Origin of the sequence: Fictibacillus nanhaiensis (genome assembly GCF_042686385.1) — a bacterium.
In the GTDB taxonomy this organism is placed as follows: domain Bacteria; phylum Bacillota; class Bacilli; order Bacillales; family Fictibacillaceae; genus Fictibacillus; species Fictibacillus nanhaiensis.
In genome coordinates this window covers 491069-509264 of the sequence record NZ_JBHUPF010000006.1, presented here as the reverse complement: position 1 = coordinate 509264, position 18196 = coordinate 491069, and the positions used below count along the sequence as shown (strand labels likewise).

Annotated in this window: 9 protein-coding genes; 1 reads left to right on the top strand and 8 read right to left on the bottom strand. The window is 34.7% G+C overall.

The features are described from left to right. Positions 1-161 precede the first annotated feature (161 nt). The 3 genes from ACFS5O_RS06240 to ACFS5O_RS06230 form a co-directional block, all read right to left on the bottom strand. Positions 162-323, bottom strand: coding sequence for a hypothetical protein (locus ACFS5O_RS06240; protein WP_205725130.1), 162 nt, complete (start codon positions 321-323; stop codon positions 162-164). A 303-nt stretch (positions 324-626) separates the two neighbouring features. Next, complete coding sequence (locus tag ACFS5O_RS06235) at positions 627-1679, bottom strand: DUF4179 domain-containing protein (protein ID WP_205725129.1); 1053 nt, start codon at positions 1677-1679, stop codon at positions 627-629. Then, positions 1669-2238, bottom strand: a complete 570-nt coding sequence (locus tag ACFS5O_RS06230) for a sigma-70 family RNA polymerase sigma factor (protein ID WP_205725128.1) — start codon at positions 2236-2238, stop codon at positions 1669-1671. The genes ACFS5O_RS06235 and ACFS5O_RS06230 overlap by 11 nt, the downstream gene beginning before the upstream one ends. A 688-nt stretch (positions 2239-2926) precedes the next feature. Here ACFS5O_RS06230 and ACFS5O_RS06225 point away from each other — a divergent pair. Continuing rightward, positions 2927-3247 (top strand): hypothetical protein, encoded by a 321-nt coding sequence (locus tag ACFS5O_RS06225; protein WP_205725127.1) that lies wholly within the window; start codon positions 2927-2929, stop codon positions 3245-3247. A 91-nt stretch (positions 3248-3338) separates the two neighbouring features. Here the strand turns inward: ACFS5O_RS06225 and ACFS5O_RS06220 are convergent, their stop codons facing one another. The 5 genes from ACFS5O_RS06220 to ACFS5O_RS06200 all read right to left on the bottom strand — a co-directional run bounded on the left by ACFS5O_RS06220 (position 3339) and on the right by ACFS5O_RS06200 (position 17938). Next, positions 3339-5726 (bottom strand): S8 family peptidase, encoded by a 2388-nt coding sequence (locus ACFS5O_RS06220; RefSeq protein WP_205725126.1) that lies wholly within the window; start codon positions 5724-5726, stop codon positions 3339-3341. A 189-nt stretch (positions 5727-5915) separates the two neighbouring features. Then, positions 5916-7793: a SpoIID/LytB domain-containing protein gene (locus tag ACFS5O_RS06215; RefSeq protein ID WP_205725125.1), complete on the bottom strand. Its 1878-nt coding sequence runs from the start codon at positions 7791-7793 to the stop codon at positions 5916-5918. A 107-nt stretch (positions 7794-7900) separates the two neighbouring features. Then, positions 7901-8044, bottom strand: a complete 144-nt coding sequence (locus ACFS5O_RS06210; protein ID WP_205725124.1) for a hypothetical protein — start codon at positions 8042-8044, stop codon at positions 7901-7903. A gap of 973 nt (positions 8045-9017) precedes the next feature. Next, positions 9018-9482, bottom strand: coding sequence for an SMI1/KNR4 family protein (locus ACFS5O_RS06205; protein WP_205725123.1), 465 nt, complete (start codon positions 9480-9482; stop codon positions 9018-9020). A gap of 11 nt (positions 9483-9493) precedes the next feature. Beyond that, positions 9494-17938, bottom strand: coding sequence for a polymorphic toxin-type HINT domain-containing protein (locus ACFS5O_RS06200; RefSeq protein WP_205725122.1), 8445 nt, complete (start codon positions 17936-17938; stop codon positions 9494-9496). Positions 17939-18196: the final 258 nt, after the last annotated feature.

Here is an 18196-nt window from a genome sequence, read left to right as displayed (position 1 = left end):
ACTAAAATTATTTTAACTGTACTTTACTAATAGTGAATAGTTTACATTAAGTAATTGATAATATGTGGATGAATTCCCTAGTAAAAATTTTACTTCTTAATATGTAAGTAAACATCCTGGAAATAGGTGGATTTAAAAAATCCCCGTTTCCGGGGATTTCACTAATTATTTATATTGGCTTTGTTATTTCTTCCGCTATAGATCCTGTATACAATCCCAATACCTGCGATAACAAAAAAGATTACGAGTGCCGCAGTTGTTTTGGCATAAATGCTATAACCTAGAGTAGCAATGAACGCTATAAAAATAAGTATATTTAACATAAATCTATTCCCTTTCTTATATGTTGCGGGATTTTTCAGATCTTCTTTTATAGATGTTCAAAAACGCTTCAACCGCAAAAAAACACGACTAGACCAACAACTAATAAATTTAATGAGCTTTCATTCGTAATAATGAATATCCAACTACTCTCATACTTAAACATTTGTTTATATATAAGTATGCAGAATAAAAAAAAGCACCCAACATATTGATGGATGCTGGATGTTTATCCAATAAACAAAGTTCTATTAGCGTAGGTAGCCCGTTTAATTTTCTTCGGATCCAAATTTCAGGTTAAAGTTCTATTCTTTAAGCGGTACTTTAAACTGTACACTTTCTGAAGAATCAGATGGATTATAGGCTTTTATTGTAATAAATTCTGGTACTTCTTTTATTGGAGGAAAACTTGATTTAGTTGTTATCTGTATTTTACCGTTCTTTAACTTTTCAGCATCTGCTATTACCCCGTTATCTGCACCTACCTCAACTATACTAAATAAGAAGTAATCATTTTTATTTTCTTCCGTTATTTCTCTTATCATTTTAGTCTCAAGTCCAATGGCTGTTGGAGTAAAATCTACTTTACTCACTATAATTTCCCCATCTAATCCATCTACTTTATAGTTAGGTTCGAAAGAATGTACGGTTTCTTTTACTTTCTCTTTAGTGACAGGCACTTTGAACTTCCATTCTCCCTTTACTCCTTGAATTTCTGTAAAGAAACAATCTAAAGTAAAGTTGTCTTCTTTTGGAAACTTATTTGGATGGAACTGTAAAACTCCTTCATATTCATTTGAGCCTACTTCTTCGAATGTATCATTCATACCGCCCATCATCTCTGATCCATTTATTTTGAATTCATGTTGACCTTTAAGAATTAAGAAGTGTGAAGCTCCAACTCCCATTTCAGGAGGATCTGGCCACTCCTGTGAAGTGTTGTTTTTTATTTTATACCCGATTGATAGGTTCACTCCATCGTAATAAATTTTTGTAAACGTCACCTCAACCCCTTCTGAGGTTACCGTTTTTTGAAAGTCTTCTGTTAAACCTACTTCTTCAGCTTTTTGAAGCCCTATGTCAGATTGATAATCTTTATAGATATACCCGACAACCGGAATCTTTTGTAATACATTTCCTAGGCGTGGAGAAACAAATCCACTTCCAAATAATAAAATTAAAATTATACAAACCGTGCTAACACGTACAATATTTATCTTTAGTTTTTGCCAGGATTTTGTTGTGCTTTTTTCGCTTATTATTCTTTGCTTAATTTCGGTATGTAGGGATGATGGAGGATGGAGGTTTTGTAAGTTGTCATTTAAATTCTTTTGTAAATTGTTATCTTCATTTAGCATTATTAATTCCCACCTCTCCTGTTATTGATGCTCGTTGTCTTTGTATATACTTAATAGCTGTATGATGTCTAGATTTAACTGTTCCAATAGGAATACGCAATAGACTAGCAATCTCTTTAAGAGGATAGTCATAATAATAAACTAATAACAAAACTTCTTTTAATTTGTAAGGCATGGTACTTAACTGCGATAATATCTCATCTTGGTTTTCACTTTTAAAAATATCATTGTCTATAAAAGACTCTTTCAGACTAAACTTTTTAATCTTACGAAGTAACTCCGCACGCTTCCATGCTTTCATTTTCCAATTCTTAACTTGGCGAAACACTAGACCGTTCAACCAAAATAAAAATGGAGATGAATCGTTATAATTTGAGATAGATTTCCAAACTTGAAAATATATTTCATTCACAATCTCGTTAACTTCTTGTTTATTAGGTGCAAGGACATAAACAGTTCTATAAACTTTATGAATAGTAGCTCCATACATCTCGTCAAAAGCTGCAAGGTCCCCTTTTTTTAAACGATTTATAACTTCTGGTGTTATTTTTGGTTCCATGAAGGTCCTCCTAATAGTTGGTCAATCATATGTAATTGTCTAGAATTCGATAAAAGGTTCAAAAAATTCTATTGATGTTGCATTTACTCACCATGTCTTCTTAAAGAAAGCACATAAAAATGAGCTCACCGGGTGGCAGCTCAATAGTGAAAATTAGGAAATATATACTATTTTCTTTCGTACTTACCTCACATTACCATATTAAACCAATTTTCATCCTAAATAAACACCCAAGCCATTTGGCTCAGGTTCTCAAATTGCCTTTAAGCTACAACAAAAAAAGCCTTAACCCTCGTGGTTAGGCTCATTAAGTCATATATTCTTATATTAAATCTATATTCTTAAAAATCAGACGTCAACCGACCTTGTGGGTCAAAATATGATCCAAATGGTAACAACGACTAATATGGAAAGCAGCCATAAGGGCAATGATAATAATATTCCCCATAAGATAACCCTTGCCATCTTCTTTTTTGTCATGAAAATCCCTCTATCATTTTTTATGTTAAAAGACTTATATTTCCTTATACGTTAATTTGTATAAAAAGTTTCAGTCATACTTAAAATTCAACATATATAAGTCTATTTAATTGTAAACAGCGTACTTGCATATGTTAAAATTTGTATAAGTAAATTATAACCATGTGTTTTTATATAACTGTTTAATAATAAAATATAGGAGCGTGCTATGAAAAGAATTAAGCCTACTATAAAAGATAATACAAACATACCTGTAAACATCTACAAAGAAGAAACGCTTGTTTTGGAAGCACTGAGTATTGAACAGGCTGCTAGTTGGTTAAAAGATGAAACAGGTGATTCAAATAAAAGATTCACTGCAATCACTAAGGGAATTTGGTATTATGAACCTTATCATTATAATGGACACACCTATTTTTTTGAAACCGATCCACATGCCGTTGTTCAATACTTTGAACGTGTCAATAGGAAAATTCTAACTGAACTAACTCAATATAATGTTAATCATTCAGTGGCGATATCTACATAGATATATTTTAAAACCATAAAGACCTAGAGATAACTCTTTCTCTAGGTCTTTATTTAGTCCTACTACTTTTAACTACATTTATTCTTCTAAATTACTTCTTCACAACAACCTTAGCTGCAGTACTTGTATTTTTAGCAGCATCTGTTGCAGTTACAGTTAGGAGTACATTTGCTTTCTGAACAGGGATTTTCACTGAAAAAGCCCCGTTTGTTGCTGCTTTTGCTGTATAACTTTTGGTCCCAATCTTTACGATAATCGTTGCGTTTGCTTCACTTTTTCCTGTTACACTCGTAGATTTACTAGTAACTGCATTTACTACTGGTGATTTAGGGGCTGTTTTATCCTTTGTGATTACTTTTGTAAGTGTACTTTTATTTCCATAAACATCTACAGCCCATATTTCAAAGACAGTCCCTGCTTTTTGCAAGAAAATTGGAACGGCAAATTTTCCGTTTTCAGCTACTGTAATATACGTATTGATTCCGAATTTTACTGTAACCGTGGAACCTTTTTCTGCCGTACCAGACACTTGTGTGGATTTATCAGAAATCTCGCCCACTGACGGTGCTGGTGGTGGTGTTGTGTCTTTTACTGTAACCTTTTTTATTATGCCTTTATTGCCAGCTTTGTCTGTTGCCCAAACTTCAATTGTTGTACCTGGTTTCTGTAACGGAATAGTTACAGAGAACGATCCTGTACTCAATGCAGTTGCCGTATAAGTATTTGTACCAATCTTAACAGAAACTTTAGCTCCTGCTTCTGTTTTCCCTGTTACCGTTTTTGCTTTCTCAGTAAGGTTATTAACAACTGGTGCTGCAGGTCCAGATTTGTCCTTTACCGTATAAGTACTCGTATTGCTATAATACCCAGACGAATCCTTTGCCCATACATAAACAGTTGTCCCTGCTTTTTGAAGAGGGATGGTAATTGAAAAGACTCCTTTGCTATTTGCTGTTGCGGAATAGGTACTGTTACCAATCATTGCATAAACCGTAACCCCTGCTTCTGCTGTTCCTGAGATGGCTTTATGCTGGTCTGAAATCTCATTAACCTTGGGATTTGTCGGAGCTGTACCGTCTTGAACCGTTATTTCTACAGCATCGCTAGAATTGCCATTTGACTTTGCTGTTACGTAAAGCTTTGTTCCCGCTTTTTGCTTAGGTATGGTTACTGAAAAATAACCATTATCATTGACTTTTCCAAGCACTTTTTTACCATCTGTTACTTCAATGTCGTAATAGTCATATCCACTTGTATATCCTGTTACAGATGTATCATAATCATATACAGAGTAAACAGTCGGTGAAGTAATTTTGTCCGCAATACCCAGTGCTCCTCTAGCATTCACTCTGCCGTTTCCATAATAATAAGAGGATCCTAAATCATCTGCTGTATCATACAAGCGCTGTTCTACTTCATAGTTAGAAAGGTTAGGCTCATTTGCTAAGATTAGTGCTGCTACACCTGCAACAACCGGTGAGGCCATTGATGTGCCACTCATGTAACCGTATGAAGAATAAGGCAGTGTTGAATAGATGTACGAACCTGGCGCCATGATATCGACCCAGTCACCATAATTAGAGAAGTACGACCGTGAATCAGATTCAGTTGTGGAACCTACCGAAATTACATTGTCATAAGCAGCAGGGTAATGCATTGTACTTGTTCCATCGTTTCCTGCTGCGGCTACAATCACTACTCCTTTTTCATGCGCATATTGAATGGCAGAATCATAGGAATAATTGTAATAATAGCTACCCAAACTCATATTAATAACATCTGCCCCGTTATTAACTGCGTAATAAATTCCTTCAATGACATCCGAAGAGTAGGCTCCTTCATCTGTAAATACATCAATAGGCATGATTTTTGAATTAGGAGCCACACCCGCCGTACCAACATAATTGTCAATTGAACTTCCAATAATTCCAGCAACGTGTGTACCATGATCGCCTGCCGTTAACGTACTCGAAGAATCATAAACCGTATCATAAGGAGATACAATCCTATTCTTTAAATCCGAATGATTTAGATCTATTCCATTGTCAATTACAGCAACGACAACACTTGAGCTACCCTTCGACTTGTCCCATGCACTTTCAGTTTGAATCGTTTCATGATGCCATTGATAATCGAAGTAAGTATCGTTTGGCGTATGATCTAGTTTAATAATATGATCTGGTTCTGCGAATTCCACATCATCTCTTTTTTCTAACTCTTTAATATACGAGTCTACTTTTTTACCCTCTGGTACTTCTATAGTAACGATAGGTTCTTTTTTACTTTCCTGATTTGTTAGTACTTCAATGCCTTTTAAGTTTGTTTTTTCCGCAGGTTTTTTCAGCTTTACGATAACTCGTTTTGTTTCCTGGTTACTTAGAACTTCTTTTTTAGGACCGGCAGCATTTACTTTATCATGAGTCCAACTGCTTCCCAATAAAAATATAGCCGCCATAAATAATAAGCCGATTCTTTTCATATACAATCACCCTTTATGAAAAATAATGTAAAAAAATTTATCCTCTTCTTTCATCGGCTAATTTCCAAATTTTATAATACTAAAGAGAACTATTTTCCTATTACAAAAGAACTATTTTGTTATTTCAAATAATTTATATACAAAAAGCCGACTACAAAAAGTTACCTTTTTTGAGTCAGCTTTCTCTATTTATCTATTAATCCATAGTACGCCTTCAGCTTTTTCTTCATAATAGTACGCTAATCCCGTTTCACTTAAAAATGATGCAGGCACATATACAGCTTTGTAAATCATTTTTGGTCTTACACTTAATGTCTTTTTAACACCATTAACCGTAGCGGTGTTACTAACAAGGGAAGCAGTTACTTTGCGCGATCCAGATGTAATAGAAATCGTAGATCCTGATACTTTTGAAGTCATAGCATACCGCTTTGATAAGCCCACAAGCGGTACATATACGGTATTCTTTTCTATTACAAGATTACTTCCTAAGTATTGAATTCTACCCGAAGAAATTGGTGTAATGCCATTTTTATAAGCTAGTTGTTGGTTCACCGTCACATAATCTTCATGCATGTATCCTGTTAACGATCCGATCTTAATTTTATACCATTCTTTTGTCTTGCCTAGAACGGTTACAGCTTGTCCTAGTTTACCCTTACCCAATGAAGCTGAAGATGTTGTCGGTGATTTACGAATATTAACACCTTCATAATTTACTTTTCCCGTTACTTGAAGAGCGGAAGGAATGGATGAAGTTTTGTCATTCTTTAAACTTGTGTTTGGGTAATAGAATGCCAGAACTTCACGATAACCCAAACCACCCTTCGCTCTTGCGTTAGCACCGATCTGACTCAATCCTACCCCATGTCCATTACCAAGGCCGGATACTTTAAAGTGTGTCGATGTTTTACTTAAACCCGTGACATACTTGCTTGTTAAGCCAAGTGCACTCTTAAACTGATCTGCAGAAATGGTGACTTTTTTCCCGTACAATTTTGCCTCGCCTTTAGTATTCTTGATGACCATCCCTGAAGCATCTTTCATAAAATACGTGACATAAAAAGCAACCTGTAACAACCGCTTGCCTTCTGTTCGCTCTTTAGGAAGTGCAACCGAAGAAATCTCTACAATTTTAGACGTTTGGTTGGAAGCTGTCAGTTTTTCTTTTAACACATTCGATAATGCTTTATCCTTCTCAACTACGCTTCCCCACCAAGAATCTGGCTTTTTTACATTTTTCCCTGCTAAGGAGATTTGTTTTCTAGAAAACGTTTTTGTCCATAGTTTTTTGCTATCATACGAATCAGGCTTAGCAATGAAATATGGTAGTTTCGGAGCGCCTACTCCTGGCCAAGCTCCTCGATTTGTTTCAGTATAGCCGCCATTTGAAGCATTATATAAAGTCTCGACCACTTTCCCTTGATAGGTTAAGACTTTACCTTTTGTCTCCATGATTGCTTTATCCGTTTTATTATTTTCTTTATTGTATCCTGTGTAATGTTGATAACTTGGTGTATCGTTAATATTTTTTTTAGCAGATACCTTGTACATCACATAAGATCTTGCAATGATTGCCTGCGATTTTAATGCTTGCAGATGATAGCTAGAATCCATTTCGCCAGGAACAACGCCCTTAATATATTCCTCTATAGGGAGGCTATTAATTGGACGAATATACTTAGAACCCTCAACAGTAAATTTCATCGTTCCCATGTACGATAGTGTCTTTTTCCCATATAGAGTGAGAAGATGCGTACTTGCTACCACATTAGGCTTAACAGTAAGGGTCCTTCCTTTTGTAACAAGTATACTTCCGTTATAAAGGTATAGTTCTCCTTTTACCACTTTAACTGTGTATTTCTTTCCTGATCCCAATGTCTTTCCACCTTCAGTTACCTTATAGGTGCCCTTTGGCAAAAAGGATAGAGCGGTAGCATTTTGTATGTACATGTTTAAAGACACAGATACTACTGGATCAGCCGCGTATGCTTCTTTTTGTTTTGAGATAAAAATTGAGCTTAACACAAGTGTAACGACTAGCAAACTAACTAAATACTTTTTCACAATCCACCAACTTATACATTTATTTACAAAATTAGTATAACAGAGTGATAGAATATTGGTAATAAAAATACCTTTTCTCACAAGGAGAAAAGGTTTTTCATTAAACTTTATTTCTTATCTTCTTTTAATCTTTTTTCTATAGCTGAATTGACTAGAGCTCTAATTTCTATTAAATCATCATATGGCGCATCTTGATATATATAACGGATGGCTTTTTTAATACATTTTGGCATGAATTTAAAACCGTTCAACTTAACTCTCCCTTTGTAACAAATAGAATAACAAATAACCTTTCAATATCTTACAATATTTCCATAATCTTAGATAGAACTTTTTGTAACTAATTACAATTTTTTCGCTTTTGTTACTTTATATATTTGGTATCGATTAATATGGTCTTTCAATCACAGCTAAATTAAGGTTAATTTTTCAAATAACATTTTTTAGTGGAATGAGGATATTGATTTTATATTCTTAAACTTTATTCGATTTATGAGTTTACATATATTTATCATACATCGATTTGCTTCGTGCATGACAAAAATCAAGAGATAAAGTTCCTACTACCTTGATTTACAGTGCTAATTATATATAAAATTAAGGTAATACATCCTTATCTTGATTATTATAAGTGAGTATAATTTACGAACTAACGTTCCTTTAATATCTTGAATAGTCAGATTTTAAGTTGTATAAATTTAAAAAAATAATGATTTTGAATTAATATTCATAAAATGAATAAAATACAATTTAGGTGATATTATGTCAGTGCTTCTAAAGAAAGGTTATCACAACAAGGAAGGCTATTTTACATCCCAGTGGTTTGGAGGGAGGAATTTAAGTTTGTTTGGATATCGAGGATGGTAAAATCGTGATAAACAAACATAGAAGCTAAAGATTTGTTTTTAAAAACTTTCCGTTGATTTTCTTACTAATAGTGCTTACTCACTGGATAAATGCTTAGACAACATGAGTTCTTCTCTTAATTTTAAAAAATTAAATAGCATTATCTTCCTAGTCCTTTAAAAAAACCCATAGATAAACACTAGTAGCAGGTGTCATGATGGGTGCCGTAGCCATACCTTTGCTCCTTAAATAATTATATAAATTAATTGTCTAAAATAAGGGTTTTAATTTTATAATAAAAAAGCTTGTAGACATGGTACTTTGTCTACAAGCTTTGACATTGCCTAAAAGAGAATTGCCTTTTTATTAGAGTTTACTTTATTCCATTGCCTCTTTTAAAAGTTTATAGAGAAATGTTCCAAAATCTTTTTCTATTAATTCATATTCTTGTTCGCTTTCATCCGCACTAATAAAAGATATTACTGGAGCGTTATCATCTTCTGAATCACTAATCTTTGAACAGTCTAAACAATAATACTCATTATCATAACCAGTATTATATATAGGAACAAGATGATTAGGTAAATTTACATCCTTCCTCAACTCAAGCGTTATCCATTTAACGTGGGGAATTCCAACCTCTTCTACACCTAAACCATAAATTTCCTCACCAAATATATCACCTAAACCATAATTAGAAAGAAACTCAATATAGCTTTTAGGAAACTTTAAGTTCAGGTCACTTTGACAATTGTTAATTACCTCTATAGGAACTGCTCCTACAAAATCTGCTTCATCAATATTTCTCTCAATTATTTTAAACGCCTTTTGAATATTTGACATTTTTCCCCTCCTCACTCTTTAGCACGAGTCTTCCAGTAATCTTTTCTCCAAGAATTAAAATTCTTTCTATTAATTCTACTTTTTCCGTTATACTTATGCAAAACTTTTTTATATTTTGAATGAATTGATGCGGTTACTTCGACTAAGGAACTGTCATCTCTTTGTCCAATGTGATGAAGATTTATAGATTTACCGTCTCTTCCAAGAGGAGCCAATCCTTTTTTTGCTCTTTGTCTATTGGTTCTACCTCTTGCGTCTTTTTTCCCCCAATCAATATCACTTCTTTGGAAGACTTTTTTTCCATCTACTTGCTTAGGTTTGAAGACACATGAATTGTGCGTATAAATATTGAGATCCGATACAAAGTACGTATGGTAATCTTTAACCTTAAAGTTATAAACAGTAGTATTTTTCTTCTTAACTACAACCTTTGAGATGATAAGAGTGTCACCTTGTTGATTCTCTAATTTATCACCTGCTTTAAGGTCCTTCGCCTCTACCCATCCTTCACCTATTATCCAAAATGGGTGTTCATCAGTTGTTTGAAGAACTTCTTCGCCAACATGTATTTCATAAATTTCTGAAACATTTCTTTCATATAACCATTCTACGTCCTTATAAGCCTGCTTACCAGTATCTTCATCTTTGGCTAGAACCTTATCACCTATTTTAACATCCTGTATATCCTTTTCACCATTGTCTGTTTTCACTTTTGTATTTACAGTGAAGCAATTACATCCACCTGGTTTTTTGCTTGTTCGTTTAGCAGTATAGCTTCTAGCGCTATATGTCTTCTTATATGTTTTCTTAGACTTAAGTTTTTGCTTCCTTGTCTTCTTTATAGAGGAAGCCGGGAATTTCTTAATTTTTTTCGCCTTTTTCCCATACTTCAAAGCCTTTATCCCTGCTTTAGCACCCCATTTAGCTGCACCTACTCCAGGAATAAAGTTACTTGCGAGACTTGCTCCGGCTCCAGCTTTTTGATACCACTTAGACTTTTTACTTCTAAGTTTTCGTATATCGTCTCCAGCAGCAAAATTATAAGCTTTCTTGGAATACTTCTTAGTTGACTTCCATCCTCTTTGCATCCATTTTGGAAGATGGCCATCTGGGTCAATATTATTAACCGGATCACCCTCTGCATACAAATATCGGTTTAAAGAAGTTGGCTCATCTTCTTCCCCTTCGTATTCGTCAGGGACAATGAAACGACCTGTCGAAGGATTATAATCACGCCAGCCCATAAGATACGTATTTGCATCTTTATCATAAATTACTCCATACTTACCAACAAAGCGATAAGGATTTGCATTCGCCACTTCTTGATTTCCTGTAATGGAAGTGATATTACCCCATTCATCATAATCATACGTAGCTATCACAGTTCCTGCCGGATCTGTAATCGCAATTACATCGCCTCGAGCATTAAACTGATAGTAATAAAGACTATCGTTGTAACGGAAACTTAAAAGATTACCATCAGCATCTTTGTAAACATTAAACATGGTCTGTGATCCATTGGCGGTTTCTGTTGTAACCTTAAAGATCTCACCATTAGTATCACGATGGTAATGTTGGTGAACACCATTTACAGTTTTAGCTAATCGATTACCGTCTTGATCATACTCATAAAGAATGCTAGTTTGCGTTCCATTGATGTTTTTAATAATTTTGATTAACTGATCATCATTGTTATATGTGTAATCAATCGTATTGGTCTGACTGCCTTCTGTAATTTGAGCTTTAGCAAGTGCACCATTTGCATTAAATGTATAATTTATTGTTCGAATTAGTGTACCTGTTGTATCGTTATATTCCTTCTTTTGTGAAATACGGTTTCCAGTAGCATACGTATATGTTTCTTTAACTTTACCGGAAGTTAGATTATCAACTCTTATCATATTACCATTGGCATCGTAAGAAAACTTATACTTCTTACCGTTTGCTTCTACAGTTTCTAAGTAACCGTTAGCAGTATACGTGTATTTCTTTTTAACTTGCCCTTTATCAGTAATCTGTGCGATTTGCTCAGTATCTGTGTAGGTGTATCCTAAGTCAACGACAGAAGAACCACTTCCGTTAATCCCCTTCATTGTTGCAACCTTAGTACCACCATTGTACGTTAAGCTTGTTTTTACACCTGGAGCATTAATTTTGGAAATCGAATCATCTACCAAATATTCATACGTAAACGTGTCTCCATTAGGTGTTCTAATCGAACTAACGTCTTCATTATTGTTATAAAAGACCTCAGTATCCCCAAGCGCATTCTTTAAGATTTCTTTATTGTCTTTATCAACAAAAGAGTGCGTAGTGACAGTCCCTGTATGAGAAATACTTTCTTGTAAAAGTCTATTATTAGCATCATAAGTGGATATTGTTTCTGTGTTGTATTTACCGTCTTTATCAGGATCGTAAGTTTCTGGCACAGCAACAGTTTCATCATAAACCCAGGTATGCGTTGTATTTCCATTATTATCGAAGTAGAAACGGGTTTCTGTTAATTTGCCCTCTGCACTACCCGACTCTTTAACAAGTCTGCCTAACTCATCGTACTCAAGACTTACTTCCTTTGATGTTATGGTACTCTCATTAGTCTTTTCTTTATGAGTTCTTTTAGTAACTTGACCGAATGCATCATATTGATATTCCGTAATTTGATGTTTAACTTCATTCGTGTCGGGATTTACTATCTTAACCGCTTCACTTGTAAGCTGTCCCTCAGCATCATACTCCCAAGTCGTTTCTGTTCCTGTAGCATCAACCTGTTTTATTTTATCTCCAGCTGCGTTGTAAGAATAGCTCGTCTTTTTTCCCTCTTCATCGATGACTTCCAACAAGTTTCCGTTAGCATCATGTGTATTATAGCTAGCCCCTTGCTTGTCTAATGAAATAGCTAAATTTCCATTACCATCATACAAGGCCCAAGTTTCTGTAACAGGTGTTGATGATTCCTTTGTATAGATGCTTTCATTGTTCTTATCAAATTGAAACTCTGTTGTTACTCCTACCCCACTAATTGTCTTGATCTCATTGTCAACAGCATCATATTTAGTTTTCTCTACAATACTATTTGGATTTCCAGATGAATCTGTAAATGATATCTCTCTATTTAACTCATCATAATTATATAGAGTTGTTCCTTTAATATGAGGAGTACTAGTAGAAACATCATACGCCCAATCTTCTTCTTTTATCTTGTTATCATTCGCGTCATAAACGTATACAGCTTTGTTTTTAAGGGGATCGGTAGTCGTAATTAAACGATTGGCCTTATCATATACGAATGTTGATACGTTTCCATTCCCATCTTTCTCTGCTACTTTCTGACCGAACTCATTGTACTCATCTACTTCTGTAACAACAACCTTCTCTGGCGTTTGAGGAGTTTGACCAACATAAAACGTCTTTGTTACTTCAGGATTTTTAATAAGAGTTTGACGATTGTTCTCATCATACGTAAATTCAGTAACTTGATTTAATGGATTGGTTACTTGCAACAAGTTTCCATTTAAATCATATTTATTTACTGTCTTTTTACCTATTCTATCGATCTCTTCTATGACTTTTCTATCTGCATCATAATTATATAGAGCAGTCTGATTTAATTCATTGGTTTCTGAAATCTTATTTCCAGCTGCATCATATTCGTACTTCATCTTTTTACCATATGCATCTGTTGAAGTAACTAAATATAATCCATCCGTACTGTATTCAGATTGTTCAATAATATTTGCTTCCTCAACCCAAACACTATCAACAAATGCACTACCAGCTGTCAGTGCTGAATCTACACGAAAACTAATAAATGCTGCATTATCAGGAATTGAAGCTGAAAGGTTAAACAACTTCCAATCATTTGAACCAGTCGTTGGTGTAGAACTAGTTTCTGAGATTTTACTTTTATTTTCATCATAGAATAAAAGTGTACCTTTAATACCAGTACCCGTTAATCCTTCACCTTTCATCCAGTATAAGGCGCGCACAGGAAGCTTTCCTTTTTTAACCGGAACAAATTCACTCGTCACTGCTGATGTTCCTGTTAACTTAGCACTTTTGATTCCACTTTTTTTGTTTGTAGTATCCGATGTTACCGTACCTGTAGAATTCCAGTTTTTAAATGAAGTATCTCCTTCTTCAAAACTAAAGTTTGGTAGATAACCATAAAGTGCCCCTCGTTCAGATGTTTCTTTTAACAGGTTTCCGTACTGATCATAATCATAAGTCGTTTTAAATCCTTCACTATCAATCATTAATGTACGGTTGCCTTTAGTGTCATAATCATATGTAACACTTCGTCCTAATGCATCCGTTTCTTTAACAACTAGGTTTGTTCCTGCTTTATACTCATAGGTTGTAATAGGTGTTCCCGTCCCACCTTCTACATCCGTAAAGGTTGGTTCTGTTTTGGCTAACAGGTTTCCTAAAGTATCGTAAGTATATGAAGTTTTGTACCCTTTACCATCGATAGACTCTTTTAATAAATTATCTTGGTAAGTCGATTTCTCTCGAATCGCTAACCCTTTCGGATCTGTTACAGTTTCTATAATATTTCCTGCATCATTGAACAGATAATCAATTTCCTGAGAATCTGCTGCACCAGAGACCCGTAACATAACTTTTTTTGCTGCTAAATCGTAAATTAAACTTTCATTTAAAGTAACAGGGGCAAGGTTCTTTCCAGTCGCCGCTTCTCGTGATGTATGTTGACTTGCGGCATTAATAACACGGTTACCATTGTAAGAATAAACAACAGCATTGCCATTAGGATCAACGGCATGAGTTAATTTATTTAGACTATTGTATCGATAAGTTAATACACGATAACTTACCCCATTCTTATCAAAAAACTCCACTTTGTTTAGTAGGTTTTCTTCATTAAAACCATATTTAACTCTATTACCTGTATATAAAATGATTTCATCTATTAAATTATTTGTTCCATATTTAAATAAAATTTCGCGGCTTACATCGTCCTTCATGCTTGTAAGCTTTCCATCTGTGTAAACAAATGTTATTTTGTTACCATTCTTATCTGAAATGGATGAAATAGAACCAGTGTCAGAATAAGTTTCTGAAATGCTAGCTGGATCTAAATCTGTTATAACAAATTTACCATCCGTATTTTTAATTAAACGTTTAAATATACCCTTTGGTGCCGAATAAGTATTGTCAGTATTCTTTATAAATCTGTGTTTAGACCCATCACTATCACTATAAATAACGTCACCATTAGCCTCTTCATTAACCGCTGTTTCAATGCTCAATCTCCAGCCTTGTCCTAATAATCCAAGGTTTATGTCCTGGCTATTGTAAGTTCTACCAATTGAAGGATCTAGTTGTCTCCCATCAACCGAAGCATCCGTATAATTTAAGATTAAATTACCGTTTGATAGATTAATATCGCTGCTGCCAAAACCTGAGGCTGTTGATTCTGTACCCCAAAAATCCTCTAATCCTAATTGATTATTTGATTGGTCAATCCAAACCTTCTTTTGTTCATAGGTCGTGTTCCCTGCAGCATCTGTTACGGTTAAACGTATCGTATATTTACCGGTTGTAAGGCTGCTAGTGTCCCAATTAGCAAGCAAACCATCTTCTATTACTCGATCACTAATTAATATGGAATACCAACTAGTTGGAACATCACCTATTCCGTATTCTAAAGAATATTCTCTTAAATCTTCATCTTTCGTAGTACCTTTTATCTCAATAGTACCGTTTAGGTAATCTAGTTCTTTTGGTGTACTAATAACTGCAGTCGGAAAATTTGTATCGAGTTTAATAGAATCAGAAGCTTCGACTGACTCGTTACCTGATCCATCTTTGAACATAGCTGTTACTGTTTTTTCACCATTTGCTTCAGAAAGTGTCCATTGTTTAGTCGTGTTAAAAGGCTCATAAGTAGAGTAAGTAGCTGTTTCATTCTTAAACCTTTGCATCCATCCACTGGACGTGTTGTCCGTTGCATTTAAAGACAAGGTAACATTAGGTGAGTTTGTAATCTCTTGACCATTATTAATAACGATAGAGCCAGTAGGCGCTTTAGTATCGACTACTGGAACATCTCTAGAAAGCGTATCACCGAACCAACCAGTACCTATTTTCAACATTCGCCACTTAGTATTAAAGAGGCCTGTTTTATCTCCCCCATTGAATTTCAAAGCAAACGTCTTACTTTGATCCTTATTAATTACCTCAGTTGAGCCCAGTGGTAATCTCAAAATTTTGGAGAATGGATCAGTTTCATTTACTGAACCCAACATAAAGTTCTGTGCACTCGTCCAAGTCTCAATTCCTTCATTTTTTAATGTTATTTCAACGTTATAGTCCCCACCAGCTTCCATCGGGTCAGGGATAGAGACAGCTTGAAGACTTGCATCTTGCAATAATCTTGCTTTAGCTTGTCCAATTCCTGAAACAGGTGAGCTATTACCGCTATTATCTACTGCTTTTACGTAATAGTAGTATGTTACTCTTGGATCTAGTGGTGTTGGAAATGTGTAAGTATTTGAGGTAACCGGTTCACCGTTTAAGATGTTAGTCCCACCAGATGTAGTTCCCATATATAACAGATACTTTTGTACGCCTGATAAAGAATCAGTTGATGCTTGCCAATTAATTCTGAATTGAGTATTTAATTCATTGCCGATTGTCGGTGTTCCTGGTTTTGTAGGTGCCGTCTGATCTATAATAGTTGGCATAAATGCATCAGACTGTGCTGTCTCACCTAATGAGTTATAAGCTTTTATTCTAAACCAGTAATTCTTACTACTCTGATAGGTACCTCCAGAGTTTTGATAGACTGGCCGTGGATCATCAGAAAATTCTGTTCCAGTTCCGTCTTTTCTTAGCGTGTAGGTTCCTGTTGCAATTTGTGAAGCAGTTGGCCACAATTTTTTGCCTTTTGTTGACCATGCAGTAACATTTCCTACATCAATTTCCTCGTATGCTTTTCCATTAAAAATTAGCACTTTGTATCCTGTAGCACCTGCTACACTTGTCCAATTCAAATCGACATAACCATTTCCGGTGTTTGCACCGTTACCTGTAGCTGAGCCAGTTGGGACTGTTGGTTTTGGCGAGTAATTAACTTCAAGGCGAGGGGAATAGCTCCCTGTACCGTAGTCACTCGCATAAAATTTACGGTAGCTTCCTGTTGTGTTCTCATTAGAAGCTTGCATTACTAATCCATGATATGCTGTTGGATTTGTATACCAATAATCTACTAAACTAGCAACATTCCATGAATACCAACCATTCGCTTCACCTTTAGAGAGGGTATTACTTGCATATGTACCCCCAAAAGTTGGTTGATTCTCCCATTTTAGTGTAGATTCAGCCCAAGAAGCATTTGCTTTATGGATATTAATCGTTGTATCTACACTAGCTGGTTCGTAATACTTGTAAGCTTTAAATGTGGCTCCAGTCAAAAGCCCACCATTTAGGTTTGGCATAGCTGTACCAGGTTTTATAAAAGAACGATGACTATAAACTCCTGGTGCATATCCTGTGCGTAACTCAACGTCTGATCCATAATTTACATGGCTATAATATTCACCTACATATGCATCTGTCGTAGTACTAGATGTCCCACCAACCGTTACTGTTGGATCTAGATATACAGGATATTTTGTATCTTTATCATTAAGGAAGTCTTCATCCAAATGAAGGACAAGTGTATTTTTCCCCTGAGATTTAACGTATTCAAATGTACTTTTATATGATTCCATATCATTGGAATCCCTCATAAATAAAGGTTCAAAAGACCATATTACTTCATTCGTCTTCTTATCAAGAAAATCAAAAGTATTATCTTTTTGTTCAATTTCTAAATTAGTTTTAAGGTCAAAAGTAATTGTATTAAAATCTGGTTTACTATGAAGAATAAAATCTTCTTTTATACCTTTTCTTCCAATTCGGTATTTAGCATCCGTATCCTTAAATATATTCTTATAAACGATTTCATTATCCTTTGCTTTAGCTTCAACATTGGAGGCACCACTTATTGAATAAGAAAGCCAGTGATTCTTTTGCTTAATCTTAAAAATTTCTTTGTTTGCATGACTAGCAAAATATGAGGAAAATTTGTTAGCTTTATTCTTGTATTTATATTTTCCTTTCTCTGTTTGGTCAATAATGCTCTCTGAAACTGTATTATCAATCTCTAGCCAGTTACCTTTAGATTCTTCTTGATAGAAAACTGGGCTAGAATACATTTCGGTCGTTTCAGTTAAGTCACTATTCTTAAACGTTTTTGAATGACTTGTACGTTTTTCTTTAATTTCATGAAGTCTTTCCACATTTTTGTTTTTCTTGCTTTTTTTCTCTTGCTTTTCTTGCCCGTGATTATCTGATCCGTGTGCAAATACTTTTGGTTGTGCTTCTGTCCATGGAACAGAGCTCAACACTAGTGTTACAACCATTAACCAAATGATTAAAGGCTTAACCTTCATTTTACTCCCCTTGATCATAAAATCCCTCTTTTCACCATTTTTGTAATATAATTACAATAATAATCATATTCTGGTAAAATAGTACAGATACTCACTCCAAATGGACAGTGTCAAATTTACTAATATTAATTTAATAAGCTCAAAAAAAATTTTGTATGTTAAAAAATTAAGCCAATAAGGTGCTTAAATAATCAATAAATGAGATTGGACGCCTATCGATAAATAATGGGTATATTTTATGTACGGTATATGAAATTA